At 61.4% G+C, this 26,880-nt stretch carries 22 protein-coding genes; 9 read left to right on the top strand and 13 right to left on the bottom strand.

All coding sequences use genetic code 11. The features are described from left to right. Positions 1-220 precede the first annotated feature (220 nt). Positions 221-880, bottom strand: a complete 660-nt coding sequence (locus J7357_RS19545; RefSeq protein ID WP_209249033.1) for a glutathione S-transferase family protein — start codon at positions 878-880, stop codon at positions 221-223. Between the two features lie 57 nt (positions 881-937). Continuing rightward, positions 938-1,633, bottom strand: coding sequence for a YafY family protein (locus J7357_RS19540; protein WP_209249062.1), 696 nt, complete (start codon positions 1,631-1,633; stop codon positions 938-940). A gap of 248 nt (positions 1,634-1,881) precedes the next feature. Between J7357_RS19540 and katG the strand changes: the two genes are divergently transcribed. Next, a complete protein-coding gene (katG, locus tag J7357_RS19535; protein ID WP_209249031.1) occupies positions 1,882-4,131 on the top strand; it encodes a catalase/peroxidase HPI in 2,250 nt (749 codons plus the stop codon). A 133-nt stretch (positions 4,132-4,264) separates the two neighbouring features. Here the strand turns inward: katG and J7357_RS19530 are convergent, their stop codons facing one another. The 4 genes from J7357_RS19530 to rimK form a co-directional block, all read right to left on the bottom strand. Beyond that, on the bottom strand, positions 4,265-5,599 hold the full coding sequence (locus J7357_RS19530; RefSeq protein ID WP_209249029.1) for a HAMP domain-containing sensor histidine kinase: 1,335 nt from the start codon (positions 5,597-5,599) through the stop codon (positions 4,265-4,267). Then, positions 5,592-6,269, bottom strand: a complete 678-nt coding sequence (locus J7357_RS19525) for a response regulator transcription factor (protein ID WP_010340533.1) — start codon at positions 6,267-6,269, stop codon at positions 5,592-5,594. Before J7357_RS19525 ends, J7357_RS19530 begins: the two co-directional genes overlap by 8 nt. A gap of 14 nt (positions 6,270-6,283) precedes the next feature. Beyond that, positions 6,284-6,742, bottom strand: a complete 459-nt coding sequence (locus J7357_RS19520) for a hypothetical protein (RefSeq protein WP_244667674.1) — start codon at positions 6,740-6,742, stop codon at positions 6,284-6,286. A gap of 250 nt (positions 6,743-6,992) precedes the next feature. Further along, positions 6,993-7,886 (bottom strand): 30S ribosomal protein S6--L-glutamate ligase, encoded by an 894-nt coding sequence (rimK, locus tag J7357_RS19515; RefSeq protein WP_209249058.1) that lies wholly within the window; start codon positions 7,884-7,886, stop codon positions 6,993-6,995. A 281-nt stretch (positions 7,887-8,167) separates the two neighbouring features. Between rimK and J7357_RS19510 the strand changes: the two genes are divergently transcribed. Then, the gene (locus J7357_RS19510) at positions 8,168-10,477 is read left to right on the top strand and encodes a TonB-dependent receptor (protein WP_209249027.1); all 2,310 of its coding nucleotides are present in this window, start codon (positions 8,168-8,170) and stop codon (positions 10,475-10,477) included. 408 nt (positions 10,478-10,885) lie between these two features. Here the strand turns inward: J7357_RS19510 and J7357_RS19505 are convergent, their stop codons facing one another. Further along, positions 10,886-12,910, bottom strand: a complete 2,025-nt coding sequence (locus J7357_RS19505) for a phospholipase C, phosphocholine-specific (RefSeq protein ID WP_244667673.1) — start codon at positions 12,908-12,910, stop codon at positions 10,886-10,888. Positions 12,911-13,140: 230 nt separating this feature from the next. Here J7357_RS19505 and J7357_RS19500 point away from each other — a divergent pair, with 230 nt between their 5' ends. Next, positions 13,141-13,761 carry a histidine phosphatase family protein gene (locus J7357_RS19500; protein WP_209249025.1) on the top strand — a complete coding sequence of 207 codons (621 nt, stop codon included), beginning with the start codon at positions 13,141-13,143 and terminating at the stop codon, positions 13,759-13,761. 304 nt (positions 13,762-14,065) lie between these two features. On the opposite strand, the gene J7357_RS19495 is transcribed toward J7357_RS19500, so the two are convergent. The 3 genes from J7357_RS19495 to J7357_RS19485 are packed head-to-tail and all read right to left on the bottom strand — an operon-like array spanning position 14,066 to position 16,681. Then, the gene (locus J7357_RS19495; protein WP_209249023.1) at positions 14,066-14,773 is read right to left on the bottom strand and encodes a hypothetical protein; all 708 of its coding nucleotides are present in this window, start codon (positions 14,771-14,773) and stop codon (positions 14,066-14,068) included. Between the two features lie 10 nt (positions 14,774-14,783). Next, positions 14,784-15,671: a hypothetical protein gene (locus tag J7357_RS21450; protein ID WP_244667672.1), complete on the bottom strand. Its 888-nt coding sequence runs from the start codon at positions 15,669-15,671 to the stop codon at positions 14,784-14,786. Then, entirely contained in the window at positions 15,668-16,681 is a 1,014-nt protein-coding gene (locus J7357_RS19485; protein ID WP_244667671.1) for a Fic family protein, read from the bottom strand. The genes J7357_RS21450 and J7357_RS19485 overlap by 4 nt, the downstream gene beginning before the upstream one ends. Positions 16,682-17,092: 411 nt before the next feature. On the opposite strand from J7357_RS19485, the gene J7357_RS19480 reads away from it, so the two are divergent. The 4 genes from J7357_RS19480 to J7357_RS19465 all read left to right on the top strand — a co-directional run bounded on the left by J7357_RS19480 (position 17,093) and on the right by J7357_RS19465 (position 21,755). After that, entirely contained in the window at positions 17,093-18,022 is a 930-nt protein-coding gene (locus tag J7357_RS19480) for a bacteriophage abortive infection AbiH family protein (RefSeq protein ID WP_209249019.1), read from the top strand. Positions 18,023-18,142: 120 nt separating this feature from the next. After that, positions 18,143-19,279 (top strand): ABC-three component system protein, encoded by a 1,137-nt coding sequence (locus tag J7357_RS19475; RefSeq protein ID WP_209249017.1) that lies wholly within the window; start codon positions 18,143-18,145, stop codon positions 19,277-19,279. 2 nt (positions 19,280-19,281) lie between these two features. Next, positions 19,282-19,803: a three component ABC system middle component gene (locus J7357_RS19470; RefSeq protein WP_209249015.1), complete on the top strand. Its 522-nt coding sequence runs from the start codon at positions 19,282-19,284 to the stop codon at positions 19,801-19,803. Continuing rightward, entirely contained in the window at positions 19,803-21,755 is a 1,953-nt protein-coding gene (locus J7357_RS19465; RefSeq protein WP_209249013.1) for a DUF3732 domain-containing protein, read from the top strand. Before J7357_RS19470 ends, J7357_RS19465 begins: the two co-directional genes overlap by 1 nt. Before the next feature lie 726 nt (positions 21,756-22,481). On the opposite strand, the gene J7357_RS19460 is transcribed toward J7357_RS19465, so the two are convergent. Continuing rightward, positions 22,482-24,122 carry a MobA/MobL family protein gene (locus J7357_RS19460; RefSeq protein WP_209249011.1) on the bottom strand — a complete coding sequence of 547 codons (1,641 nt, stop codon included), beginning with the start codon at positions 24,120-24,122 and terminating at the stop codon, positions 22,482-22,484. Between the two features lie 342 nt (positions 24,123-24,464). Then, positions 24,465-24,836, bottom strand: coding sequence for a helix-turn-helix transcriptional regulator (locus J7357_RS19455; RefSeq protein ID WP_019799221.1), 372 nt, complete (start codon positions 24,834-24,836; stop codon positions 24,465-24,467). Positions 24,837-24,980: 144 nt separating this feature from the next. On the opposite strand from J7357_RS19455, the gene J7357_RS19450 reads away from it, so the two are divergent. Together J7357_RS19450 and J7357_RS19445 are read left to right on the top strand one after the other, a co-directional pair. After that, complete coding sequence (locus tag J7357_RS19450) at positions 24,981-25,292, top strand: hypothetical protein (protein ID WP_019799220.1); 312 nt, start codon at positions 24,981-24,983, stop codon at positions 25,290-25,292. Positions 25,293-25,392: 100 nt separating this feature from the next. Then, positions 25,393-25,722 (top strand): hypothetical protein, encoded by a 330-nt coding sequence (locus J7357_RS19445; protein WP_209249052.1) that lies wholly within the window; start codon positions 25,393-25,395, stop codon positions 25,720-25,722. Between the two features lie 224 nt (positions 25,723-25,946). Here the strand turns inward: J7357_RS19445 and J7357_RS19440 are convergent, their stop codons facing one another. Then, a complete protein-coding gene (locus J7357_RS19440) occupies positions 25,947-26,837 on the bottom strand; it encodes a MobA/MobL family protein (RefSeq protein ID WP_209249009.1) in 891 nt (296 codons plus the stop codon). Positions 26,838-26,880: the final 43 nt, after the last annotated feature.

Raw genomic sequence — 26,880 nt, 5'->3', positions numbered from 1 at the left:
CCCCCCCCCCCGGGGGTGTGGGGTTGGGGTGAGGGCCCGGCGCGAAGCGTCTCGCAGGGTCAGGACGCACGAGGCTGCGCCCGTACCCTCATCCGCCCCTTCGGGGCACCTTCTCCCGGAGGGAGAAGGAAAGCGCTAGAGCCCCTCTCCCACCGGGAGAGGGGTTGGGGTGAGGGGCCGGCCATGCGGCATGACCCAACCGCCAGTAATCCACATTCCGCTAGGCGCTCGCCGGCGCGGCGCTCGGACGCGGCATGAACGGATTCGGATGCGCCGCCAGCAGCGCATCGTCGATGGCCGCCGCCCGCTGCGCCGCCGGCCGCGCCATGTGCCGCTGCGCGAACGCGACGAACGCCGGCCGCGCCTGCAGCACGCCGATGCGCGTGTAGAAGCCGAGGAACGCGGCGGCATACAGGTCGGCCGCACTGAAGCGGTCGCCGGCCAGGTACTCGCGACCGGCGACGCCCTGCTCCAGCATGTCCAGCAGATCCTCGCCATGGCCGTAGCCGGCGCTGTGCGCCGGTGCCAGCGTGCCGTGCTGCTTGGCGGTGAGGAAGGCCTCGGCCGGTCCGGCCAGCAGGAACAGCCAGCGGTAGTAATCGCCCCGCGCCGGCGATCCCGGTGGCGGCGCCAGTTGCCGTTCCGGCACCAGGTCGGCCAGGTAGGCGCAGATCGCCGCGTTCTCGGTGACGGTGGTGGTGCCGTGGACCAGCGCCGGCACCTTGCCCATCGGATTGATCGCCAGATACGCCGGCGCCTTCATGCCGGTGCCGTAGTCGAGGATCTGCGCGCGGTACGCCAGGCCGGTTTCTTCGAGCATCCAGCGCGCGATGCGACCGCGCGACATGGGATGGGTGTAGAGCACAAGATCGTGGGACATGGTCGGACTCCGTGGTGGACGCCACGCAGTCTGCGCGTGGCCTGCTGACACCTGCTGTCAGGAGCCGACGCCGTACCCGGTGGCGGCGCGCCAGCGTCGGATCAACTGATGCCGCCGCATCGGGTAGCGCTCGCCGTCATCGCGCAGCGCCAGCACGCGGTCGGCGCGGAAATGGCGGAAATCGCCGCGCAGTTCGCACCACGCCGCGATCATGCCGTAGCCGCCCAGGAAGGCCATCGCGAACGGCCAGACGCGCCGCCGCGAGGCGCTGCCGCCGGCGTCGGCATAATCCATGTGCAGCACGTGTTCCAGGCGGATGCCGCGACGCAGGACCGGCAGCCACGGCGCCGCCGGCTGCGCGGGCGTGGCCGCCGGCACCAGCAGCCCGCTGGTCTCCAGCGCCAGCCGCAACGGCGCCGGCAGCGTCGCCCCGATCCGGGCGATGGCGCGCTGCGCGGCCTGCGCCAGTTCCGGGTCGGCCTGGCTCGCCACCCAGCGCGCGCCCAGGGTCAGCGCTTCCAGTTCGTCCTCGCTGAAGTTCAGTTCCGGCAGCAGGAAGCCGGGGCGCAGCACGTAGCCCACGCCGGGATCGCCGAGGATGTCGGCGCCCTGACCGCGCAGGCTGGCGATGTCGCGGTACAGCGTGCGCAGGCTCACCCCCAGGTCGGCGGCGAGTTGCGCTCCGGCCACGGGCCGGCGGCGCCCGCGCAGGGCATCGAGCAGGCGCAGCAGGCGGGTGGCGCGTTGGGTCATCGCGACAGGATAGCGAGCGCAGCCGGCCCAGCGCACATGGGCCGGATACAGCGACATGTGCCCCGAGGTTCAAGCGGCCAGCCATTCCGTCGAATGCAACGATAGCCAATCGCTATCGATTGATTAGAAGAATTCGAATTCTATAGATGGACACTTGCGCCTATCGTGTCTCCAGTTTCACCGCAGCGTCGCCGTATGATCGCGACGCCACGCCACCACACCGTCCATCGAGACAGAGGCAGCCTCCCATGACCAGCGAATCGAAATGCCCGTTCCACCAGGCTGCCAGCGGCAGCGGCACCAGCAATCGCGACTGGTGGCCCAAGCAGTTGCGCGTGGACCTGCTCAACCAGCACTCCACCCGTTCCAACCCGCTGGACCCGCAGTTCGATTACGCCAAGGCGTTCAAGCAGCTCGATCTCGAAGCGCTCAAGCGCGACCTGCACGCGCTGATGACCGATTCGCAGGACTGGTGGCCGGCCGACTTCGGCCACTACGGCCCGCTGTTCGTGCGCATGGCCTGGCATAGCGCCGGCACCTACCGCACCGGCGACGGCCGTGGCGGCGGCGGCCGCGGCCAGCAGCGCTTCGCCCCGCTCAACAGCTGGCCGGACAACGTCAGCCTGGACAAGGCGCGGCGCCTGCTGTGGCCGATCAAGCAAAAGTACGGCCAGGCCATCTCCTGGGCCGACCTGATGATCCTCACCGGCAACGTCGCGCTGGAATCGATGGGCTTCAAGACCTTCGGCTTCGCCGGCGGCCGCGCCGATACCTGGGAGCCGGACCAGGACGTGTACTGGGGCCGCGAGACCAAGTGGCTGGGCGGCGACGAGCGCTACGCGCAGGGCTCGCCGGGCGTGGACGAGGCGCACGGCGTGCTGGTGAAGGACGACGACAGCGAAGTGCGCCACACCCGCGACCTGGAGAACCCGCTGGCCGCGGTGCAGATGGGCCTGATCTACGTCAACCCGGAAGGCCCGGACGGCAATCCCGACCCGCTGCTGGCGGCCAAGGACATCCGCGACACCTTCGGCCGCATGGCCATGAACGACGAAGAGACCGTGGCGCTGATCGCCGGCGGCCACACCTTCGGCAAGACCCACGGCGCCGGCCCGGCCGACCACGTCGGCGCCGAGCCGGAAGCGTCCGACCTGGAGAGCCAGGGCCTGGGGTGGTCCAACAGCTTCGGCAGCGGCAAGGGCGGCGACACCATCACCAGCGGCCTGGAAGTCACCTGGACCACCAAGCCGGCGCAGTGGACCAACGAATTCTTCGAGCACCTGTTCAAGTTCGACTGGGAACTGAGCAAGAGCCCGGCCGGCGCGCACCAGTGGGTGGCCAAGAACGCCGAGGCGGTGATTCCGGACGCGCACGATCCGTCGAAGAAGCACCTGCCGACCATGCTCACCACCGACCTGGCGCTGCGCTTCGACCCGGCCTACGAGAAGATCTCGCGCCGCTTCCTGGAGAACCCGCAGCAGTTCGCCGATGCCTTCGCCCGCGCCTGGTTCAAGCTGACCCACCGCGACATGGGCCCGCGCGCGCGCTACCTCGGCCCCGACGTGCCGGCCGAAGAGCTGCTGTGGCAGGACCCGATCCCGGCCGTGGACCACCCGCTGATCGACGCGCAGGACATCGCCGCACTGAAGAAGACCCTGCTCGACTCCGGGCTGAGCGTGGCGCAACTGGTGTCCACCGCCTGGGCCGCGGCGTCCACCTTCCGCGGGTCGGACATGCGCGGCGGCGCCAACGGCGCACGCATCCGCCTGGCCCCGCAGAAGGACTGGGAGGTCAACCAGCCGGCGCAGCTGGCGCAGGTGCTGGCCACGCTGGAGCGTATCCAGGCGCAGTTCAACGGCGCCCAGGGCGGTGGCAAGAAGATCTCGCTGGCCGACCTGATCGTGCTCGGTGGCGTCGCCGCGGTGGAGCAGGCGGCCAAGCTGGCCGGACAGACCGTCCAGGTGCCGTTCGTGCCCGGCCGCATGGACGCCTCGCAGGAACAGACCGACGTGGAGTCGTTCGCGGTGCTCGAACCCATCGCCGATGGTTTCCGCAACTACGCCAAGCGCCGTTACGCGCTGTCGGCCGAAGCGCTGCTCATCGACAAGGCGCAGTTGCTGACCCTGACCGCGCCGGAGCTGACCGTGCTGGTCGGCGGCCTGCGCGTGCTCGGCGCCAACAGCGGCCAGTCCGCGCATGGCGTGTTCACCGATCGCCCGGGCGTGCTCAGCAACGACTTCTTCGCCAACCTGCTGGACATGGGCACCGAGTGGAAGGCGACCTCGGAGATGAAGGACGTCTACGAAGGCCGCGACCGCAAGAGCGGCGCGTTGAAGTGGACCGGTACCCGCGCCGACCTGGTGTTCGGCTCCAACTCGGTGCTGCGCGCGGTGGCCGAGGTCTACGCCAGCGCCGACGCGCAGGCGAAGTTCGTGCGCGACTTCGTCGCCGCCTGGACCAAGGTGATGCAGTTGGATCGCTTCGACCTGGCCGGCTGACGGCCGCAGCGCGCGTCCCGACAACGCCCCGCTCGCCGGGGCGTTGTCGCGTCTGCGGCGGGCGATCGCCATGCTGCGAAGGCATGGCGGAACAGCGGCGTGCGCCGATGCGGCGGACGCGTCGGCGCCCGCCTCAGGCGGGCTTGAACCACAGCGTCGCCACGACGCCCTTGGTGGCGCCCGGGCGCACGTTGACCTGCCAGCCATACAGATCGCACAGCCGGCTGACGATCGACAGACCGATGCCGCCGCCCTGCGAATGGCCGGCATGGGTGCCGCGATAGCCGCGCTGGAACAGCCTGGCCGCGTCCTCCTCGCTCAGGCCGGGGCCGGAATCGATCACCTGCACCGCATCGCTCAGCACCCGCACCACCACCTGGCCTTCCTGGGTGTACTTGACCGCGTTGCCGATCAGATTGCCGAGCGCCACCGACAGCGCCGCTTCCGGCGCGTCGATGGTGAGGTTGCGCTCGCCTTCCAGCAGCAACTGCAGCGGCTTGCCGCCCAACTGCGCGCGATGCGACTCGATCAACTGCTCGGCGACCTTGGCGACGTTGCTGTGGCCCTGGCCGCGCTCGTTGCGCGACAGCAGCAGCAGCGACCCGATCAGGTCGCTGCACTGCTGCTCGGCGCGCTGGATGCGCTGCAGGCGCTGCAGCACCTTGTCGTCGAGATTGGGCCGGGTCAGCAGCAGTTCGGTGGCGCCACGGATCACCGCCAGCGGCGTGCGCAACTCGTGGCTGACGTCGGCATTGAACTCGCGGTCGCGCTGCACCACTTCGGTCAGGCGCGCCGAGTAGTCGTCCAGCGCCTCGGCCAGCTGGCCGACCTCGTCGTCGGGGAAGTGCGGCGCCAGCGGCTTGGGGTCGCTGCTGCCGCGATAGGCGCGCAAGCGCGCGGCGAGGTCCGACACCGGCCGCATCACCCGCGACGCCGACCACCAGCCGATCACCAGCGACAACGCGCTGAACACCAGCACCGACAGGATCAGGGTGCGCTTGAGCTGCACCTCGCCCTGCATGGTCTGGGTCATGTCGTAGGCGAGGAAGAACCAGACATTCGGGGTCTTGCGCACCGCCACCTTGTAGGAGAACGGCTTGCCGGTTTCATCGCGACCGGACACGTTGTGGATGCCGTCAGAGAAGTTGTACCACTCCGGCTGCTCACGTCGCAGCGCTTCAAAGCGGTCGCTCTTCACCACCCGCCCGACCATCTGCTGCACCGGCAGATCCGGATTCTTCGACGGATCGGAGAAGAACCGGTGCGAGTATTCGTCGATGTTGCGGTTCAGCACCACCTCAACCAGCTGGTTCTCCACGCGTGCCCGCGCCCAGTTGGTGGCGAACGCGAACAGCGCGGTCAGGCCGAAGCCCAACAGCACGAACGAGAGGATGATGCGGCTGCGGAGACGGCGGCGGTAGCGCCCGCGCCGCCGCACGACCCGCGGCAACGCCGGCGTTTCAGGCATCGGGCGCGGCGATGCGGTAGCCGATGCCGTGGCGGGTCTGGATCATCGGCACGTCGAACGGCTTGTCCACCACCGCGCGCAGGCCGTGGATGTGCACGCGCAGGGAATCGGAGTCGGGCAATTCCTCGCCCCACACGCGGGTCTCCAGCTCCTGCCGGGTCACCACCGCCGGGGCGGCTTCCATCAGCGCCTGCAGGATCTTCAGCGCGGTGGGATTGAGCTGCAGCAGCTTGCCCTGGCGGCGCACTTCCAGCGTGTCCAGGTTGTATTCCAGGTCGCCGGTCTCCAGCACCCGGGTGTGCACGCCCTTGCCGCGACGCGACAGCGCGTTGAGCCGCACTTCCACTTCCTGCAGCGCGAACGGCTTGATCAGATAGTCGTCGGCGCCGGAATCGAAGCCGGCGAGCTTGTTGTCCAGCGAATCGCGCGCGGTGAGCATCAGCACCGGGGTCTGCTTGCGCGCTTCGTTGCGCAGCTTGCGACACACCTCGATGCCGTCCATGCCCGGCAGGTTGAGATCGAGCACGATCGCATCGAACTCGTGCACCACCGCCAGGTGCAGGCCAGTGACGCCGTCGGCGGCGAAATCGACGGTGTGGCCGCGATCCTCGAGGTAGTCGCCCAGATTGGCAGCGATATCGCTGTTGTCTTCGATCACTAGAATTCGCACCAACATTTACCCCGTCAGTCGTACTTGCCAGTTGGATTGCGCCGCATCAGTTCCTGCGCATCCTCGTTGTCGCGGCGGCGTTCCGCCACGGTCTTGCATTGCGTGGTGGTGCGCAGCGAACCGGTGACGGCCTCGCGCCTGCATACCATCCGGCTGTCCGCCGCCGCCTTGGTCAGCAGCGTATTCACCGTTTCCTGATCGTTGAACAACGCGACCTTCTGCTCCTCTTTCAAGGTTCCCACGTCCTGTTGGGCGTCGAGTATCGCAGCCATTCGCGCCAATGCGGCTTCGACCTTGCTGCGATCGTCAGCATTGATTTCGGAATAGGTCTTGCCGTCGTTCAATTGCTGCCGGATTGTACTGAGTTGCTGCGCGAACGCTTTCTTCACGTTCATGGGCGCCTCACCTTTGGGCGCCGCCACCGCCGCGCTCGCCAGGAGCATGCCCAACACCCATGCCATCGACCGTTTCATCCCCTTCCCCTTGCAGACTGGACCCAGCCGGCAATGTAGCCCCGGCCCAAACGCCGCGGCAAGCAGCACGCCGGGCGCGGCCCGGTCAGCGCTCGCCAACAAAAAGACCCAGGCAGCGGGGCTGCCTGGGCCGAAAGTTTTCTATCCCGATTACCGTTCCTGCTGAGGAGGGCAGAGCTGCGGTCCGATGAAGCTTACGCAGGGCCGAATTAAACCGGTGTTAAGCCAGAACCCGTGGCCACAGATCCGGCTAAACCCCTGATTTCTTTCGCTTCAGGCAGGCTTCGAGGTGTTCGATGACCTTGCCGGCGATATCCAGCCCGCAGACCGTCTCGATCCCTTCCAGGCCCGGCGTGGAATTGACCTCCAGGACCAGCGGACCGCGTCGCGAGCGGATCAGGTCGACGCCGGCCACGCCCAGGCCCAGTGCCTTGGCCGAGCGTACCGCCACCTCCTGCTCGCCGCGGCTGGCCGTGGTGCGCTCGGCGGTGCCGCCCAGATGCAGGTTCGAGCGGAAGTCGCCCTCCGGCGCGGTGCGGCGCATCGCCGCCACCACCTGGTTGCCGACCACGAAGCAGCGCAGGTCGGCGCCCTCGGCCTCGCCGATGAATTCCTGTACCAGGAAATTGGCGTACAGCCCGCGCAGCGCCTCGACCACGCCGCGCGAGGCGCTGGCCTTCTCGGTCAGGATCACCCCGGTGCCCTGGGTGCCCTCGTTCAACTTCACCACGTGCGGCGGCGGGCCGAGCATGGACAGCAGGTCGCCGGTGTCGTCCGGGTTGTCGCCGAACACGGTCATCGGCATGTCGATGCCCTTGGCCGCCAGTAGCTGGTGCGCACGCAGCTTGTCGCGCGCGCGCAGGATCGCGTCGGACGGATTGGGCGTGCAGACGCCCATCATCTCCAGTTGCCGCAGCACCGCGGTGCCGTAGCGGGTCACCGAATTGCCGATGCGCGGGATCACCGCGTCGTAGCCGGTGATCGGCTTGCCCTTGTAATGCATGGTAAAGGCGCCGGCGGCGATGCGCATGTAGCAGCGCAGCGGGTCCAGCACGCGTACCGTGTGCCCGCGTTCGCGGCCGGCCTCGACCAGGCGCCGGGTCGAGTACAGCTTGGTGTTGCGGGACAGGATGGCGAGCTTCATCGAAGGCGGCGGCGGTGGCAGGCCCGGCATCATACGTCGCGCCACCGGCACTGCGATGCCGCGCGTCGCCGCCGCCGTCGCCTGCGCGGCAAGGCAGGGATCGGCGGTGATCGCCATCACCCACGTTCCGCGCGCTGTCCCACAGCCGACATCGGACCGCCCCGAAACGTTCACAAAACCGTTGCATCGTGGCGGGCGGGCCGCGTACCGGCCCGGTGCCGGCTGCCCGCGCCCCGCGCGGCAGGACCGGAACGTCTCCCCCTCATGATTGGTGACTTTCGATGACCCCCACTTCCAGATCCTTGCGCCCGCACGCGCTGGTGCTCGCCGTCGTGTCCGCCCTGCCGGCCTTCGCCGCGCTGGCCGAGACCGCGCCGGCCGCCGCCAACGCAACCGCCGATGCGGCGGCCAGCGCGAGCGGCAACGATGCCACCATGCTCGACGCGATCACCGTCGTGTCCAGCGGCACCACCCGCCAGGTGCAGCGCATCACCCGTGAGGACATCGGAATCGCCGCCCCCGGCACCAGCGCGCTGAAGGTCCTGGACAAGCTGCCGGGCGTGCAGTTCCAGTCGGCCGACCCGTTCGGTGCCTACGAATGGTCCACCGCGATCAGCCTGCATGGGTTCGACCAGAGCCGCCTCGGCTTCACCCTGGACGGCGTGCCGCTGGGCAACATGAGCTACGGCGTCACCGACGGCCTGCAGGTGACCCGCGCGATCATTTCCGAGAACGTGGCCTCGGTGGAACTGGCGCAGGGCGCCGGCGGCCTGGGCACGCCGTCGAGCAGCAATCTCGGCGGCACCGTGCGCTACTACTCGGCCGATCCGGATGCCGACGCCGGCTTCCGCTTCAGCCAGACCCTCGGCTCCGACAGCACCCGCCGCACCTACCTGCGCGGCGACACCGGCGACATCCACGGCTTCTCGCTGTACACCTCGCTGGTGCATGGCGAAATGGACAAGTGGAAGGGCTACGGCAACAACGAGTACAACCAGGCCAACGCCAAGGCGCTGTACCAGTGGGGCGACGGCAACCGGGTCAGCCTGTACCTGGACAGCTCGCACCGCAAGGAATACGACATCATGGACCTGTCGCTGACCTCGCAGCGGGTCCTCGGCTGGGACTGGGACTACCTGATGCCGGACTGGAACAGCGCGGTGCAGATCGCCAACGCGCTCAACGGCAAGGGCAGCTACCCGGCCAGCCTCAACGGCCTGCCGGCCGACTACGACAAGGCCGATGCGTCCTACTACTCCGGCGCCGGCCTGCGCCGCGACAACCTGGCCGCGCTCAGCGGCACGTTCAACCTCGGCGGCAGCGCCACGCTGAACCTGACCGGCTACTACCACGACAACAACGGCGAAGGGCAGTGGACCACGCCGTACGTCGCGTCCTCGGCCAGCGTACCGCTGTCGATGCGCACCACCGACTACCGCCTCAACCGCCATGGCGTCACCGGCTCGCTGAACTTCACCGTGGCCGGCAACGAGATCGAGGTCGGCGGCTGGTACCAGAACGCCAAGACCGTGCAGGAGCGCAACTACTTCCTGCTCGATGGCCCGTTCACCGATCTTTACTACTTCAACAAGAACGGCACCCTGTTCGCGCGCGGCTTCGCCCAGCACTACGACACCGACACCACCATGGTCTACGCGCAGGACACGCTGCGCCTGATGGACGAGCGCCTGACCCTGAACTTCGGCGCCAAGAAGCTGATCGTCGACACCACCGCGCAGTCGCAGGTGCCGTCCGCGTCCAATGCCGCCGGCGAGATCAAGGCCGACTCGGACCTGCTGCCGCAGGTGGGCGTGAACTTCAAGATCGACGAGCACCAGGAGGTCTACGCCTCCTACAACAAGAACATGGCCGGCTTCGGCTTCACCCCGTTCCAGGAATCGCAGGCCGCCTTCAACGCGATCAAGGGCTCGCTGGAGCCGGAGACCGCGCAGACCTACGAGCTGGGCTACCGCGTGCGCGGCGCCGGCGTGGAAGCGTCGCTGGCGCTGTACCACACCACCTTCGACGACCGCCTGCTGGTGACCTCGCCGTGCAGCGCGATCCAGACCTGCTCGGCCACGCTCAACAACGTCGGTTCGGTGCGTAGCCAGGGTGCCGACCTGGCGGTGATCTGGCGCCCGATCGAACAGCTGCGCTGGCTGAACTCGCTGTCCTACGACGACTCGACCTACCAGGACGACTACCTCAACGGCGGCGTGGTGGCCACCTCGGGCAAGCGCGTGGTCGGCATCCCGGAGTGGATGTTCTCCAGCAGCCTGGCCTACGAGAACGCCGGCTGGCACGCCTCGCTGGACGGCAAGTACACCGGCCGCCGCTACATCAGCTACCTCAACGATTCGTCGGTGCCCAGCTACTGGCGTTTCGACCTGAGCGCCGGCTACGACTTCGGCCAGGTCGGCATGTTCCAGAACCTGGGCCTGAGCGCGAACGTCACCAACCTGTTCGACAAGCGCTACTTCGCCACCGTCGGCACCAACGGCTATGTCGTCTCCGACCCCAACGGCTACAACCAGACGCTGATGGCCGGCGCGCCGCGCCAGTTCTTCGTCACCTTCAGCGGCAAGTTCTGAGCCGACGCGACACTGCCAGGGAAGGCATCACGCGCCGCCGCTGCTCTTGCAGCGGCGGCGTTTGTTTTTGGGAGCGCAGCGAACATGCAGGGCGCGAGGATGACCATGCAGCACTGGCCATCGTTCCAGAATCGCATGCACTCGAACGGATCGCAGCCGAATCTGCTGCCACCGCCGGTGCATCGCCGGGCGTCATGCGCACCTGCTGGCGGCGACATCGAAGGCCGCCCCCATCCTTGTGGGAGGGACTTCAGTCCCGACTGCAGAAAGGTCAAAGCGCCGATGGCCTCGCTTGGCGAACCCGGATCACAGCGGCCCCCGCAGCGGCCACGTTACCTATAGGTCCTGCTCCAGCAATATCCATGCTCAGCTAGTAACTGGCCACGTATCGGAATGCCAGTGCAGCCGCTACACGTCGACCGCGCGGCCGATCGCCGGGTCGCTCATGCTCGGACGGCCGGTTTCGATGTGCCCGGCCAGGCGCCGCCGCCATTGCGGAAACGCCTCGCTGTCGATGGTCAGGTCGTACCAGTGGTGCTGCGCCTGCAACGGCAGACGCAGCACGGTGCGATCGCCGGCGGCCAGCGTGAGCGTCTGCTCGGCGCCATCGCCGCGGTACCCGTCGCGCACGCGCAGCGTGCACGGCTGCGTGCCGGCATTGCCGAGCGTCAGCAGCAGGCACTGCGCGGCGGCATCGTAGTCGGCCTCCGCCTGCAGCCCGGCATCGCCGATCCCGTCGCCATGGAACTCGCGCAGGAACCCGTTGGGCCCGTGCACGCGCAACGCGTAGCCGGCATCGGCGGCATCGCCGCGCCACGCGCGCGCATCCTGCAGCTCGCTGCCGGCGGCGAGCGTGTAGAACCAGGGCCCGGCCATGCCATCGTCGGCATAGGCATTGAGCGCCACGCCAGCGTCGCCGCGGTTGCGCATGCGCAGCACCCGCGCATCCGCCTGCACCTGCAGCCGCACGTCGAAATCGTAGGGCAGCGCGCGCGCCGGGCGCTGGCCGGGTTCCTGCACCGGCAGCGCCTGCTGCGCGGGACGCTGCGGCGGCGGCAACGTCGCGGTGGCGTCGATGCGCGCGATGTAGTCGCGGGTGTCGGGCAACGCCACCGGCGCCGGATCGTGGCCGACGAAATCCAGCGTGGAGGTCAGATCGCCGGCGACGGCGCGGCGCCACGGATTGATGTTCGGCTCCATCACGCCGAAACGGCGTTCGAGGAAGCGCAGCACCGAGGTGTGGTCGAACACCTGCGAGCTCACCCAGCCGCCGCGGCTCCACGGCGACACCACCAGCATCGGCACCCGCGGCCCCAGGCCGACCGGCACGCCGTGATAGTCCTCGCCATGCAGGTCCACGTTGCTGGCGCCCAGTTCCGGCCGGATCGCCGGCAACGCCGGCGGCACGTGGTCGAAGAAGCCGTCGTTCTCGTCGTAGTTGATCAGGAACACCGTCTTCGACCAGACCTCCGGCGAGGCCGCCAGCACTTCCAGCAGGCGCGCGCTCAAGGATTCGCCGTAGGCCGGCGTGGCTTCGGGATGCTCGCTGAGCAGGTACGGCGCGACGATCCACGACACCTGCGGCAGCGTGCCGGCGCGCACGTCGCGCGCGAACGCCGCGACCAGGTGCTCGCCGCGCGAGGCCTTGGCGTTGTCGGCAGTGGAACCGGGCACGATCGCGCGGCCGCGGCGGTACAGCGGCGAGGCGCGGTCCAGCTTGCGAAAGCTGGCGAAGTACGGATGGCTGTTGTCGCCGTAGTTGTCGAACTCCTGGTAGACCTGCCAACTGATGCCCGCGGCCTGCAGGCGCTCGGAGTAGGTGCTCCAGGTGTAGCCGGGAAAGCGCGGATTGTCGCGCGCCATGTCCGCGGTCCAGTTGCCGTCGTCGCGGTTGTTCACCGCCTGCTCGCCATCGTTGCCGACGCTCAGGCCGCTGGTGCCGGTGAACATGTACATGCGGTTGGGATTGGTCGGGCCGAACAGCGAGGCGTGGTAGCCGTCGCAAATGGTGAAGGCGTCGGCCAGCGCGTAGTAGAACGGCAGGTCCTCGCGCTGGAAGTGGCCCATGCTCATCGCACTCTTCTGCGCGATCCAGGCGTCGTGATGCTTCCAGGTCTCGTGCGAGCCCTTCCAGTCGTGGTTGAGATCCTTCATCCACTGCGCGCTGCTGGTCTGGCTGTTGAGCCGGAACGGCAATACGTAGCGATCGCTGCCCTTGCGTTCGGGCTGGTGCCAGACCGGCTTGCCGCTTGGCAGCCGCAACGGCCGCGGATCGCCATAGCCGCGCACCCCGCGCAGGCAGCCGAAGTAATGGTCGAAGGAGCGGTTCTCCTGCATCAGGATCACCACGTGCTGCACGTCCTGCAGCGTGCCGGTGACCCGCGCCGGCGGCACCGCCAGCGCACTGCGGATGACGCCCGGCAGCAGCGGCATGGCCGCACCGGCGCCGAGGGCCACGGACGTGCGGGTGAGAAAACGACGACGGCTGTGATCGACCACGGGAAGCAGCACCGACAACGAGCGAACGCTCAGGCGTCGGCCAGCCTAGCGTTGGTCGATGAAGCGGGTTTGACAGTTAGCCAACGGCGGCCGAGCGCGGCGGAGCTCGCGCTGGCTCGAGACCGCTCAGCATCGGTTCGACCAGACAATGCGAGAAAGGCGCCATGACCACCTTGATCCTCGCCCGCCATGGGCATGTCGACTGGATTGCACCCGAGCGGTTCCGCGGACGTGCGGAGCTGCCGCTCTCGGCGCTGGGCGAACTGCAGGCCGCGGCGCTGGCGACGCGGGTCGCGCAAAGCTGGACGCCGGACGCGATCTACACCAGCCCGCTGTCGCGGTGCGTGCGGACCGGTGCGGCGATCGCGCAGGCGACCGGCGCGCCGGCCACGATCCTGGACGACCTGTGCGACATCGATTACGGCCAGTGGCAGGGACTGACGCACGACGAGGTGGGTGCGGGTTGGCCAGAGATGGCGCGGACCTGGTTCGCCATGCCGGACCTCGCGGTGATCCCGGGAGGCGAGACGCTGGCGGATGTCCTGGTTCGCGCCATGCGCGTGCTACAGAACATCCTGCACCATCACAACGGCCAGACCGTGGTCCTCGTCGGCCACGACAGCATCAATCGGGTACTCCTGCTGCAATGCCTCGGACTCCTGCTGGCGCGCTACTGGCGCATCAAGCAGGAGCCGTGTTGCGTGAATGAAATCGCGATCGAGGATGGTCGCTTCACCCTGCATCGCCTCAACGAAACCCATCACACGCTGGGGCTTCGCGTCTAGTTCTGGTAAGAGGATAAAAAACTGCTCTTCCGAAACGCCGATATTGCCGGATAACTGCTGGGCGGAAATGGCGAAACTGCAGGCAGCTAGTACTGTAGGTGGCAAAAAATCCATCGCGCAAATGCTTGACGGCAAAAATCCACTTTCGACAACAGAACAACCAACACATCCCGCGCTCAGCATTTATAAATTAAATGCGAACACATACTTATAGCAGCAAGGTACCCGCAGCCAACAAAATACCAAAAATAAATATGTAAAAACTAAAATCCGGATGAGCGTACTCACCCGGATTTAGCGAAACTCACTCAATTGGCCTGGGAGACGGCCGCTGATATTTGGCAAAAGTCCTGTATAGAGACGCAGCACGTTCGTCCGCGGCTACGCTCTCCACACCGCTCAACCCACGCAAAGCAATATCTGCAGATGCTTTCCCGTCCCCGAGAAGATAAGCAAGCCGCAAGTAAGCTGCGCTATCAATAAGATTCTTTTCCTTTATATCACTAGCATAAACTTCAGATATCCCATAATAAGCATACAAGCTACCAGAAGATGCTGCGCCACGAAGGATTCCAAGGCCTTCTTGAAATCGCCCGCCCTCGATTGCCGTCTTCTTGCCATAGACAACAATAGCAGCTTTATTACCAGATTGAGCTTCGACCTTCAGCTGCTCCAAGCTCATTTTCTCCAGCCGTGCCAGTTCGGCCTCCGAAGGATAGCCATTTACTAAGAGCCACTGAGCTTCTGCTTCTGTATTAGCAACAAGTGGCCCACTAGCCTTACATAAATCCGCCCCACTTTGACAGAGATACTGCTTGGCATCTTTCTGCATGGATTCAGTGCCGTTGGCACCAACTGGAATTGCAGCCAACTTTCCATCACCCGCTGTACCGACTGCCGCCGCTGGTTGCTGCTTGGAGGAGGTGTTCTTTGCTGCCGGATCGTCTGCCTTCCCGCATGCAGCCACGCAAATGGCGAGACTGGCTACAAAAAAGATCTTCTTTGTTTTCATCTTGCGGCCTTTAAGGAGTGCATTGATTTTGCTGAAAATTGGTCCACCAAGTAGAGCAAGCCGCATCGGCAGAAGTAACTTTCCACTTTACCCCAAGCGAATTATCCATACTAGCGGAGCTAACGACCGGATCAGGCACATAGCTCTCCAAGGGCACCCCATACCGCTTAGACCAATCCAGGAAGAACTGGATAAAGCTCATTTCATCGTCAGCTTCAACATCCAGAGCCTTCATAATTTGGAAACAATAGTATTCAGGAACCGTCAACTGACCAGCAATTCGATACTTGCTGGAGCCCATGCTTTCCAACTCACATACCGATTTCAAATCATTCCGAAAAACCGTGGTCGCGTCCTTGAAGGACATGCCAGGATTCGCGTAATTTTGGGTCTGTTTATTTAAGGCAAAATCCATTGCCCATGCTGCAGTTGGATCAACCTGAGACACGGCCCCATTGGGACCATAAGCTCTGTTTTGAGAGTAAGCAATCGCCATCAATACGGTAGATTTGCCATTAACCCCAGCGCCCGGAAGTTTGTCTTGTGCATAGGCCGCGCCAGACGGCACAGGTATAGGGTTAGGGCACATTGCCGGTTTCGTGGCTTTGAGATTTTGGCAGACGACCTCATGTTCATAATCGCCATCCCCCTCACCTTCGCCACCATCCCCACCAGGCGGAAGCGGCGGAGGAGGATTATCGATTGGAGGTGGTGTTACAGGCGGAAGGGCTTGTATAGGTGGCAAGTCCGTCGTTCCACCAGTATCTGTTGCGGACGCCAAGGGTGACAATACACTCGACGCCCCTGCGATTACCAAACTGATGTAGATCGTCCGTTTGATAGCAGACCTCAAAGAAACTTCGCGGGCTCCGCTTAGTTTCGCCTTACTTTTCCTCATAAAATATCCTTATAGTTCATGCAAACAATTTCCATAATTAAAAGCTCAAGCTCAAGCGAGTAAAACATCCCCTGCTCTTCTTGCAAAACACCTGAAATACGACTCAATAACTTTCCTGCAAGCGACGGACTGCATGCCCACCTCCCTAACACGAGCGTCTCCTTAGAAACGTAACCGTAGGCAAGGAGAGATTGTAGAGCACGACGATCCAAGCCCTCAGACACCAAATAATCACAACACCTAAGAATATTTAAGGAGTGAGAAAGCCAAGCAAGTGTCTTCTTTTGCCTAGACGCCGCCTGCGAAACAGATGATCGCATCCATGTAGAACCGGCGCGCTCTTTGGCAAAACAAAGCAAATGCGCGACATAAAGCGGGTACAGGCTCCTATAATGCATCGCAAGATTTATTAGAAGCGCGCGTGCCGCCCGCCCATTTCCATCGCTAAGCGCGTGAATGCACAGCATTTGATAAGCTATCGCTTCAAAGTACGCGCAATTAATCTCACCCTGATCCCGATTTTTTAGGAAGGCTTCCAGATTAGCGATCAAGGCTGGCAATTTCTCAACTGCTGGCAGCACAAGCCATGCGGTCGAGGGGCTTGAGCCGCCAATCCAGGCGTTATCCGAGCGACAACGCACCTGCGTATTGCCAGCTTTTTTTGCAAAAGAAAGAGACCAATCTAAAAGCCCTCGCGCCAAAGGAAGTCCAGCGTTAAGGGTAGAAAGAATTGCGCCTCTTTGATCTGGAGTCGCCCTAAGATCCACGACGTTAATTGGCTTCCTGCCTCTGCACACCAGACTAAGCCGTGCAGTGATAGCTGCCAGGAACAAGGCACCTTGCTGATCTATTGAAAAGCGACCGTAGTCCTGTTCGCCCTCAAGGGTTTTGAGCGGCCGCTCTAAGAGTGCAGGCGTAAATACAGAGAAATTAGCACCCGGCCAAATATTGGCATCGGGAGCATCTTTGCGACCAGGTTTCGGCACAAATACCAGATCGAGCAACGCCAAATCTCGACTTCCATCCATAGAAGATCACGCTCCGAAAATCCTAGCAACGCCACTGATCGCCTCAGCCATCCGCAAATAGAAAGGTAGCGGGGCAAGAAGAAGACTGGAGCGGGCGATGGGAACAGAACCCAGCCCACCCTAACCCATTGATCCGCCTAGTTCTCAGGCAGAACAGGGACCCAAAAACGATACCTCAAACGATACCTGAAGCTACCAGAGCCTACATGACTCAAGCAAGCGAAATCCCTACCCGGACAACCTAAGAAGGGAGCAGTCAGGACGTATAGCTCTCGGAAGCACTTAGGATCTTGGCTTTGCGGGATCGGAGACACTCAGAAATCGGCTGATGCTCGGCCCGGAGCCTCGCAGCGGTGCTAAAAAGCCGCTCTACCCTCGGCCTGGATCTGTCAGATGCTACCTACCAAGCTCTTTGTCATCGGCAACGGCTTTGACTTACATCACAGTATCCCATCCCGCTTTAGCGACTTCCGAAGCTTCGTGAGGGCACAGGACCCCTGGATCTTTGATGCAGTCGAGGAATACCTTCCCGTGGAAGAGGGTTGGGCAAACCTAGAAGCCGCACTAGCTGAGGTCGACCCTGACCAAATCATCGAGGACCTTGGGCACCTCGCGCCCAGCTACTCCTCCGACGATTGGAGTGACTCGGGGCATCACGACTTTCAATACGAAGTCGACAAGTTGGTCGAACGGCTATCAACCAACCTCCGATCATTGTTCGGAAAATGGATCAGACAGTTGCAAATTCCGCAACTATGCCAGGCCGCGCAGCCGGTTGAGGTGCTAGACCCGGCCGGCGCTTTTTTGTCCTTCAATTACACGACGACCTTGACGCGCACTTATGGCATTCCTCGACAGCAGATCCTTTATATACATGGTTGCGCGGAGATGGCCGAGGAGGAACTCATCCTAGGCCATGCCTGGCGAAGCGAAGAGCGTCGCTCGCTCAATGACAGGCCTGATGTGGCCTACCTAGACACGCGATTGATCGAAGTGCATGAAATCTTAGATGCGTATTTCTCCAAGACCTTTAAGCCGTCATATAAGCTCGTCCAACAGCATGCCGGTTTTTTTGAGTGGCTTTCTAGCGTCCAGGAAGTCTATTTGCTGGGTCATTCCTTATCCAAAGTCGATGCCCCCTACTTTGAAGCGATGCTTCAAGTGCCGGCGGTTCGACAAGCGCGCTTCAACTTGGCAATCTCTGAATTCGATGACGCAGATGTCATGTCGGGGCGACTGGCTGCGCTGGGCATGCCCGCTCAGCAGATCCGGCTTTACGCATGGTCGCAGCTTTGTAGCGGTCAGTCGCCCCTCTGGCCCTAAGTCCTGTCGCTGCATCACCGCATCGGGATAACAGGGGACCAGCTAGCATCTCTCGCGCTCACCGACCGAGAAGCGGGCTTGACGCGCTATCATCGAGTCGGGCCAGGGTCGGACCAGGGAATGCCAAAGAAGAAAAGCAGCGCCGCAGGACCTTACCTTGGGTTTGGGCTGCAAACCGTACGGTATTGCGCCAGGCTATTGTCAGAGCCAGAAGACAGCGTCGTCTACCTTGAAGAGGACGACGATGTTTCCGTTCGAAACGCTAATGGAAGTCGGACCCTAGAACAATGCAAGAGTGGCCTCACGCAAAACCCAGTCTCTGACTGGGCGAAGGATCTTTGGAAGACCATCCACAACTGGCTGACTGAGGAAGCACCTTCATCAGATTCACTGGCATCGCTTTGCCTCTATGTCACGCCAGCTTATTCAGGCGAGCTGGCACAGATGCTTCACGAAGCATCAAGCGACGCCGACGCGGCGGCCTTTTTGAAGGCATTGGAGACGCGACTGACTAGCTGCAAAAAGAAGCCAGCGTGTGCTAATTATATTCAAACGCTCCTCAAAGCAAACGCCGATGACAAAGTAGCACTGATCAAGAAGTTCTGCCTGATCTCACAAGCAGATCCTCTGGATGAAATCCGTGGGCATTTCAAGAAAGCCCTTGACCCGATGGTTGTTGAGCGAGTGCTGTCGTTTGCGCTCGGCGAGGCCAAGAGGCAGTCGGATAAGCTCCTGCGCGCAAAGCAGCCAGCAGCAATTTCGGCCGGATATTTCCAGCAAATCGTTCGAGACTTCATCCGGCATACCAAACTTCCCACGCTCGAACTTTTCGCCCCCGAGAAACCTGACGAAGAGGCCGTGCAAAGCACATTTGCCAGTCGGCCGACTTTTATCCGCCAGCTAGAACTTGTTGACGCTTCTGACGACACCAAGATCAACGCAGTCAGCGACTATTTGCATGCTAGCTCATCGAAAACCAAGTGGGGAAGCGACGGAACATTACTACCTGAGTCGCTCGACAGCTGGAACGATACGCTTTGTCGCAGGCATAAAGCGATCTTCGAGAAATCCAAGATCACAAGCTCTCATCTGACGGACATCGCGTTAGGCCATTTGGTCTACTGGGAATGCCTGGAAATCCATGTCGAGTTGGATTCGCGCGCAGTCCCTAACTACTTCCTCAGTGGCTGCTTCAACGATCTTGCTGATCGACAGATTTTGGGGTGGCATCCCAACTACAAAACGCATCTAAAATAGCCATGCCGATCATCGACAACCCACCAGGGAACAAGGCCACACGATCCTGGCCATCCGAGCTTGACCTCATTTACAACCCAAGCCTGGGCGCCTATCTCATCTGGCAAGCCGCACTCGGCCATTTCAAAGAGGAGGGACGGAACATGCCCTTCCATCTGGCATTCTTAGTGCTCCCACTAGTGCTGCATGAACAAAGCCGAAAGCTTGGTGCTGCCACCTACCCCTCGTCTAGCCTTACGCTTTATGCAAGCAAGCTTGGTGCACACCAAGAAGATCTCTTTGCTGTGCATACGCGCATGCTTTCACTCAAGGAGCTGAGCTTGTCTTCAATAGCATTGGCAAGCGCTGCGACGCTCATCGCGGTTAAAGCTCACACCGCCGAGATCCTCGCTGCGAACTTGAAGCCCAAATCCAGACTCACCGATGACATGCGGAGGATGGGCGAACTTTCTAGCAAATTTGGAGTGTGGTTTTCTCGACTTCCTATCGAACAAGTGGCTGCCACCTTGCGAGTTTCATTCTGATGCACCTGCAACTTCTCAAACTTATTCTTTGGCCCAAAAACGACGATGTGCAGCCTCGGATCCTGTCGTTCACGCCAGGCATGGTCAATGTCATTACTGGCCACTCCAAGACGGGAAAGTCGGCCGTCATTCCTATCATTGACTACTGCCTTGGCTCGAAGTCTTGCACCATCCCCGTAGGTGTTATCCGAGACAAGTGCGCTTGGTTTGGCATCGTGATCGAGACTTTCGAGGGCCAAAAGCTTCTGGCACGCCGCGAGCCGGAAACGCAGCAATCAACCGGCGACATGTTCGTTGCCGAAGGTCTTGAATTAGCCGTTCCGGACAAGATCTCGCAGAAGAACAGCAATGATGAGGCTGTGCGCGCCCTTTTGGACAGACTCGCCGGTTTGACCCAGCTCGAATTTGATGTCGACACAGATCATGGCTTTAAACTGCGCCCGTCGTTCCGGGACATGACGGCCTTTGTCTTCCAACCTCAGAACATCGTTGCCAACCCTGGCGTGCTGTTCTACAAGGCCGATACCACCGAGCACCGCGAGAAGCTCAAAACGGTCATGCCCTATGCTCTTAAAGCGATTACGCCCAGGGTCATGGCCCTGCGCCAACAGAGCGCGATGCTGACACGAAAGCTTCGAAGCTTAGAGAAAGAAGCACAAGCTCTCAGAGAAGTTTCCTCGCGGCGCATCTCCGAGGGCAGAACATGGATCACGCAAGCTCAGGAACTGGGCCTTGAAGTTGGTCAGGTCCAGCACGACAGCTGGGAGTCTATTCGCAAAGAACTGGCCAACATTGCAGAGCATGAGGTGCGATCGGACACCCCCGCCATCAAGCGCATTGAGGGAACGCTAGAAGCATTAGAAGCACTCCGACGCAGCGAACGCGAACTTGCGAGCAAAGCCTCAACCAACCGGCAGCGCTTGATGGAACTCAGGCGCTTGCAGGAGGGCGCGAGTGAGTATGAGGACGGCATCCGACTCCAACGCGATCGCTTGTCCTTGTCTCATTGGATGCGCACTGCGCTTGAAGAGCGGCATGACGCTCCTCTCCTCTTCGCGAGCGAAACCGCGCATTCACTCGATCAGCTTTGCAATGCGTTAGCGGCCATCGAGACGCAGTTGCAAGGCAAGCCACTGGCGGCAGCGAACTTAGACGCAGAACTACTGCGTCAAAGGACCGAAGCCGAGCAAGCCATGAGTGAGCTTTCGGCGGTGCGACAAGAAATTCGCATCTACGAAGCCAATTCGGAGCGTGCTAGGCACGAGATAGAGCGATCCAAAACGGTCGAACGCTTTTTGGGCGCACTGCAACAGGCTCTTCGCCACTACGAACAGGCGGATGAATCTGACCTGCTTAACCAAGCAATCAAAGAGCTTCGGGAGGACCTTGCAGCGATTGGCGCACAGATCCAAGAGCGCGCCATTCAGGCTCGAACGGAAAGCGCTCTTGATGAGATCCAGAACATCGCAAGTTCCATTGTCCCCCAGTTGCATGTGGAGTGGGCTGATAGCCCAATCCGACTCGATCCCAAAGAGCTGACGGTGCGTGTTTATCGAAAAGGTCGTCACGACTATCTCTGGGAGATCGGAAGCGGCGCTAACTGGGTGGCTTATCATGTCGCCATCACCCTGGCTTTGCAGCACTTCTTCATCAAGAACAGGCCAAGCCCCGTGCCCTCCCTGTTGGTTTACGATCAGCCCAGCCAGGTTTATTTCCCAAAGCTCACGGCTGAGCAAATCTCAGGCCGGCAGGCAGTCAAGCTCACTGACCAAGAAGATATCCAAGCAGTCAGGCGAATCTTTCAAGCGATGGCCACTCAGGCCCTTGCCAACAAAGGATCATTGCAGATCATCGTCCTCGACCACGCCGATGAAGAAGTCTGGGGCGATCTTGTGGGTATCACCAAAGTCGCAGATTGGCGGCAGGAAGGACTGGTGCCCTCACATTGGTGAGAGGTGGCAGGATCGCCTAATCGGTAGGCAGCAGCACAACAGCTTTGCCCTGAGGAATCAATTCAGCTTTAGCACTTACGATCTAGTAGCGGAAGTAAATGCTTCCAAAAAACGAGTTATAGAACCAAATAAGGAAGCCACGCTGAGAAGCGCACGTCGTTTGCAATTATTTTTTACCGAAACACTTGACAAAGCTCTTTTACACCCTAGCTTGAATGCATCGGCAACAAAACATCGATTGCCTTTGTGAGCAGAGATGCTCACTTGCCCCATACGTGGGGCTTGAAATGAGATACTCACTTGCCCCATACGTGGGGATTGAAATGAAGTAGCTTCTACGACGTTTAGTCGGTTTAGAAAGTAAAAAGCCACTCATCAAACTGAGTTGCATCGTTCAACGCCGTTTAGGCGGATCAAAAAAATGCTCCGGGAAACCGGAGCATTTTTCTTACGTTCCTTATTTTACGCTTGCTGCATCAGGCATAGAATCCACGCGCCATCTCGCGCTGGGCGCAGGTGAACTTGAAAAGACCCGTAAACTGGAAACATTCAAACACCTTGATCACGCTGTTCCCGAACAGATCAGCGCCAAGGTCACCGGGCTTGGCCAACAGCGCGAGGGCTCAGGCAAAGCAAATGTCAGATGCGAATGAGCAATCAGGACTACCCCTTTTTGGAAGAAGTAGTCTTGATGCTTTACACAACTAATTTTTGGGCGCTTCCGCCCTACATCGATGGTTTCGGAGGACGAAACTTCAACTCCCAATGCGCTACTCCAGCCTCGCCATCAGGCAAAGGCACATCCCCAACTGTTGTCTCAGGCGTCATCCCTTCGACCGGCTGGATCTTGAAGTTCTTTTCCAAAGCCTCAGCCGCTTCGACCATCACTTTCCTAGCCTGCTTGATCCGCCACTCCTGGATCGCCTGGATCCGAGGGGATACATGCAGCTTGGCTCGCGCCACACGTTGCCGGGCTCTTGCCACCACTTTCGTGTCTGGATCGCCCTCTTGCTCGGCAAGCTTGGCCTGTGCATCGAGCACTGCCATGCGCGCCTTGTAGGGCCGCACCAAGGTGTGCGCATACCTGCTGATTGAGCAGGCTAACATCTCGGTGTCTTCGAAGAGGAACGGTTTAGTGGGGTAGCTATCGACTCGTCGGCAAACAAGCGTGGCGTAAGCACGCTCGAACTCCGGCTCAATCTGGATGCCCGGGATCTGGCGGAGCACTTCCAAAGACTGCTGCGCTACCTCTCGCTGAGCTTCCAGCCAATCCTCAATCAGCTGAGCTTCCGCATTGAGCACCTCTGAGTCTGGTCGGCCCGAGGAGCGAGCAAGCCTCGTCACGCGACCAAGATGTCGAGCTTGTCCACTGTAAGGGGTGTAGAGCCCTGGGCGGGGGGCGGGTTGGCGGGCCAAGCGTTCTTTGATCTGTTGCAAGCGCCCCGCCGCCCGCGCTCTAGGCTGCGCGAGGTGCCTTTTGCCCCCTGACGAACTCTGTGCCTTAGATCGGTCCCGAAGCGCTGACGCGTGACTGTGTGACGACGGCACTGGCTGCACAAGCGCACCACTGGCTTTCATGTGCGCAGCAACGATGTTCGAAAGCGCAATGGCTGCGTCTGCCCCGTGCCGGCCCTGCACTTCTGCGGTGAAGTTGGTTTTCCTCATCAGCGCGACCTTCGCTTTGCCCATGTGCTTGCCGGGTCGGCGCGTTAGTTCCCGGGCGCGCTCGAAGTCTCCGTTCAAGGCTGCTTCCCGAGCTTGGGCTTGAAGGGTCCTTGGATCGACGGTCTTCTGGATGCCCGCTCTTCGAAGGTGTCGGTTGATCTCGGCCGCAATCTCTTTGCGAAGCGCTCGCACCGCGCGCGTGCCCTCTCCTTGCCTGGCGTCGAACTCCGTTCCTGCGCGCTCACCGAAGCCACCCGGTCCAACTTGGCGCGAAGACATCAGAAGGTGGACATGGTGGTTGCGCCGGTCGCCATCGCGACTCGGCAAATGGACCGCAACGAGAACGGCAACCTGGTGACGATCAACCAGCAGTTGCCCAAGGCTCAATGCCAGATCCTTACGCTGCTCATCGGTGAGGCTTTGCGGGAGCGCGACCTCCACCTCGCGAGCCACAAGCGCGTTCTTTCTGGTCTCAGCCGCCTCGTTTGCGTTCCAGAACTTCTCGGCATTGAAGCACCAACTGGGCGAGCCATTGGGTGCAAGCATTTGCGCGAAAGCGACACCATAGCGGCGCGAGTATTCGTGGCGCAGACCTGTGGCCTCGTCGACCAGATCAAAGCCCGCTCGGTAAGCTGCTGCCGCGACGGATGAGTCGCCTTTGCCGCGACCAAAAGATTTCATGTGTGAGTGATAAATAGCCATCTAGGCCCCTATTCATGTTTGTGGAGAAAACATAAAACAAGAGCATCTTCGAGTTGTCTAGGCGCCGATGGCAGTGGCGTTTGTGTGCCTAAAATCTCAGGGTTTTTTGATCTGTTGAGCGGCGTAAGCCGATCAACGAGGTGGCCAACGGCCACCGCACCGACGACCTGTCGGCGGCGCACGGTTTTCGAGAATCGAAAACCATCAGTGCGCTCTTGCTTTCAGATTTGGGGTTTAGCCGTATGCGAGGCGAACGCTCGCAACCAAAGCACTCGCGTCGACACCCAAAGAGACCAGCAACGGCCCCTTTATGAACATGAACGATAGATAAACAACTGCAATTTATTTTTTCTTGCCACGCTTGCCGGCGCCTGCCGATGTCGGCTTTTTGATTCCAGCTTTGCGCTGCAATCGGGCGACCTCTTTGCGCTGCTCATCTATGGAAAGCTTGGTCAGCGCAGTGACGGCCTCGGCAATCTCGCGGGTCTCTGCGTATAGAGCAGCCAGTGGCATGTCCAGTTCGCTGGCAAGGCGCTTAGCGGTGCGTAAGTCGCACTCGTTGACGGCGTTCTCGTAGCGACTGATCCGTGTGCGGGCCACCTCAGCGGATATCCCGACCGCCCCGCCGAGGGCTTCTTGGGCCAGCCCAACAGCAAGGCGCGCCTCCCGCAAACGTTTGGCAAAGATCAAGCGAGCGTCGTCGTTCGGATCCAAAAGGTGACCACAAGCATGCAATGTGACGAACGAGCATGGCGCCTCCTACTTGTCGTGTCTGTTACTTTTTCAGTAACATGCCAGCGCGTCAAGTTCAAGCTCGCCATTGCCGAGTCATCGCCCTCTCACTCTTAGGAACTTTGTATGCGCAACGCACGCCTTACCGTTGTCGGGATGTTGATCGTCTTCTTGGCTGGTTGCTCAGGCGGTGGGCCTTCCAAGGACCAACGACAGCGAGCCTTCTTGCAATACATGAAAGAGGAAGGCAGCGATAACGCGAAGATCCGCGACTTCGAAAGCAGTAGGTGTGAGAAGTCGGAAAGCGCACCGAGCTACTCGTGCGACGTGAGCGCCAAAGTTCAAGCAACTGGGCACGACTTCGGGAACGAGTTGGACGGGATCTACACCTTTGCCGAAATCGGAGGCATCTGGAAGGTCACCGGTCGTATCCAGTGACGCAAACGTTTGCCCTTAGTCCCAACAAGGAACGCTCATGACGATTTGGAACCTGCTGTTTTTCTTCGCGCTCGGCGCTGGCACCTTGATCGCACTCGCCATGAGCAAGACGCTGAAAACGCGACGCGCAAGCGCTGACTTTCAAGAGAATTTTCAGCGCTACTACGGCTACAAGAACACCGACATTGCGCTTTCTACCGCTCGCTCAGCAGTGAAGGTGCGGTCCGGCCGGGACATCAAAACTTATCAGTTCAGCGATGTGCGAGCTTGGGAAAAACACTGGCACAACTCTCGTCATGAAGGCACGCTCACGCTCAATGTTCGCGACATTGACCATCCGGTGTGGACGATCAAGTTTGGCAACGAGACGGAGATGAACCGCTGGTACGAACTTGTTAGTCAAGCGATCAACGAGAAGTTGAAGCTCTGACCAAGCAATCACCAGGCGAAGTGCCCGGGCTTGACGGCGAAGTGTTCTCTGCTACGAATCGAAGGACCTCAACACTGGATTTGTCATCATGCCTTCTGCCGTCCATCTCACCGCTACGCCCCTCGACCACCAAGAGCATCAACTCCGCCAGACCCATGTCGAAGGTTGGATCGCCCAACAGCATGCGGCTGGCTTTGGCATTGATCAGCACATGGCCAATGCGCTCAACGACTATCTGGATGGTCGTGTGGATCTCCCTGGGCTGCTAACTGAGCTTCGTCGTCCCTACTTGAACTGAGCCCGTCAGTGGGTGCCCGCATGACGGGCATCCTCGCCACCGAGGTCTCATCAGCAGGTGTGTCCATGCCCAGTCCTTGGCGCTCTCGCTGAGCCTGTTCCGCCCTGTGGCCATCCGGCACGCTCAACAGCCTCCCCTCTTGGCGATAGCGGGACAGAAGCTGCTCAAAGCTTGCTTGCCCTTGCACAAAGGTCCCGTTGCCTCGCATCGCTTCCAAGCGTTCCGTCAAGGGCCGATGCGCAACCGCTTCGCCAATGCTAGCCTTCGAAAGGTGTGCATTGATGCGCTCAGCGATCATCGCGCGAATCCACTGGATCTCAGCCAGGCCGTTGATGCGCCCATCTAGAATGCGCGTCTTCTGCGTTAAACCAGAGGCTTCCATGCGCCTAGTTGTCGCAAGCAAATGCGCATAGAAGTAGCGAGGATCATCTTTGGTCGGTCGGTGGTGGCTCGCTTGCAACGCAAAACCGTATCGCTCGATCAAGCAATGTGCGATATCGAGCACTAAGTCCCAACGCTTGAGGTCATCAAGTTCGTGCGGCAGCGCAATGGCGAAGTCTCGGCACACCGTGCTGTTGTGCCGTCGCTCCGCCGCTTCTGCAGCCGCCCAAAGCGCCTGTGGGTCATCTACCCATGCCGGCGAACCAGGTGGCGCCAGGCAACGCGCCTGGATGATGCCGACCCTACCCCGGTAGTCATGGCGCGCACCTGACTTGGGATCGGTGAGCAAATAGCCGCCGCGATAAGCAGCAGCTGCGATCGCCGAATGTCCTTTGGCTCGGCTGTAAGTTTTGATGCGGGTGTGGTAGATGGCCATGCGTTTCTCCTGATGTTGAAGAAACACTTTCTCTAGATTTTGA

The organism is Xanthomonas sp. D-109 (assembly GCF_017746095.1).
Lineage (GTDB): Bacteria > Pseudomonadota > Gammaproteobacteria > Xanthomonadales > Xanthomonadaceae > Xanthomonas_A > Xanthomonas_A sacchari.
This window is presented reverse-complemented; position numbering and strand designations above follow the sequence as displayed.

Excerpts from the sequence above, each read along its gene's own strand:
- J7357_RS21450 (WP_244667672.1), bottom strand. The coding sequence starts at position 15,671 with ATGAGGAAAAGTAAGGCGAAACTAAGCGGAGCCCGCGAAGTTTCTTTG.
- J7357_RS19440 (WP_209249009.1), bottom strand. The coding sequence starts at position 26,837 with ATGGCCATCTACCACACCCGCATCAAAACTTACAGCCGAGCCAAAGGA.
- rimK (WP_209249058.1), bottom strand. The coding sequence starts at position 7,886 with ATGAAGCTCGCCATCCTGTCCCGCAACACCAAGCTGTACTCGACCCGG.
- J7357_RS19460 (WP_209249011.1), bottom strand. The coding sequence starts at position 24,122 with ATGGCTATTTATCACTCACACATGAAATCTTTTGGTCGCGGCAAAGGC.
- J7357_RS19480 (WP_209249019.1), top strand. The coding sequence starts at position 17,093 with ATGCTACCTACCAAGCTCTTTGTCATCGGCAACGGCTTTGACTTACAT.
- J7357_RS19505 (WP_244667673.1), bottom strand. The coding sequence starts at position 12,910 with ATGCCGCTGCTGCCGGGCGTCATCCGCAGTGCGCTGGCGGTGCCGCCG.
- J7357_RS19545 (WP_209249033.1), bottom strand. The coding sequence starts at position 880 with ATGTCCCACGATCTTGTGCTCTACACCCATCCCATGTCGCGCGGTCGC.
- J7357_RS19510 (WP_209249027.1), top strand. The coding sequence starts at position 8,168 with ATGACCCCCACTTCCAGATCCTTGCGCCCGCACGCGCTGGTGCTCGCC.
- J7357_RS19450 (WP_019799220.1), top strand. The coding sequence starts at position 24,981 with ATGCGCAACGCACGCCTTACCGTTGTCGGGATGTTGATCGTCTTCTTG.
- J7357_RS19470 (WP_209249015.1), top strand. The coding sequence starts at position 19,282 with ATGCCGATCATCGACAACCCACCAGGGAACAAGGCCACACGATCCTGG.
- J7357_RS19520 (WP_244667674.1), bottom strand. The coding sequence starts at position 6,742 with ATGAAACGGTCGATGGCATGGGTGTTGGGCATGCTCCTGGCGAGCGCG.
- J7357_RS19540 (WP_209249062.1), bottom strand. The coding sequence starts at position 1,633 with ATGACCCAACGCGCCACCCGCCTGCTGCGCCTGCTCGATGCCCTGCGC.
- J7357_RS19475 (WP_209249017.1), top strand. The coding sequence starts at position 18,143 with ATGCCAAAGAAGAAAAGCAGCGCCGCAGGACCTTACCTTGGGTTTGGG.
- J7357_RS19465 (WP_209249013.1), top strand. The coding sequence starts at position 19,803 with ATGCACCTGCAACTTCTCAAACTTATTCTTTGGCCCAAAAACGACGAT.
- katG (WP_209249031.1), top strand. The coding sequence starts at position 1,882 with ATGACCAGCGAATCGAAATGCCCGTTCCACCAGGCTGCCAGCGGCAGC.
- J7357_RS19530 (WP_209249029.1), bottom strand. The coding sequence starts at position 5,599 with ATGCCTGAAACGCCGGCGTTGCCGCGGGTCGTGCGGCGGCGCGGGCGC.
- J7357_RS19445 (WP_209249052.1), top strand. The coding sequence starts at position 25,393 with ATGAGCAAGACGCTGAAAACGCGACGCGCAAGCGCTGACTTTCAAGAG.
- J7357_RS19495 (WP_209249023.1), bottom strand. The coding sequence starts at position 14,773 with ATGAAAACAAAGAAGATCTTTTTTGTAGCCAGTCTCGCCATTTGCGTG.
- J7357_RS19500 (WP_209249025.1), top strand. The coding sequence starts at position 13,141 with ATGACCACCTTGATCCTCGCCCGCCATGGGCATGTCGACTGGATTGCA.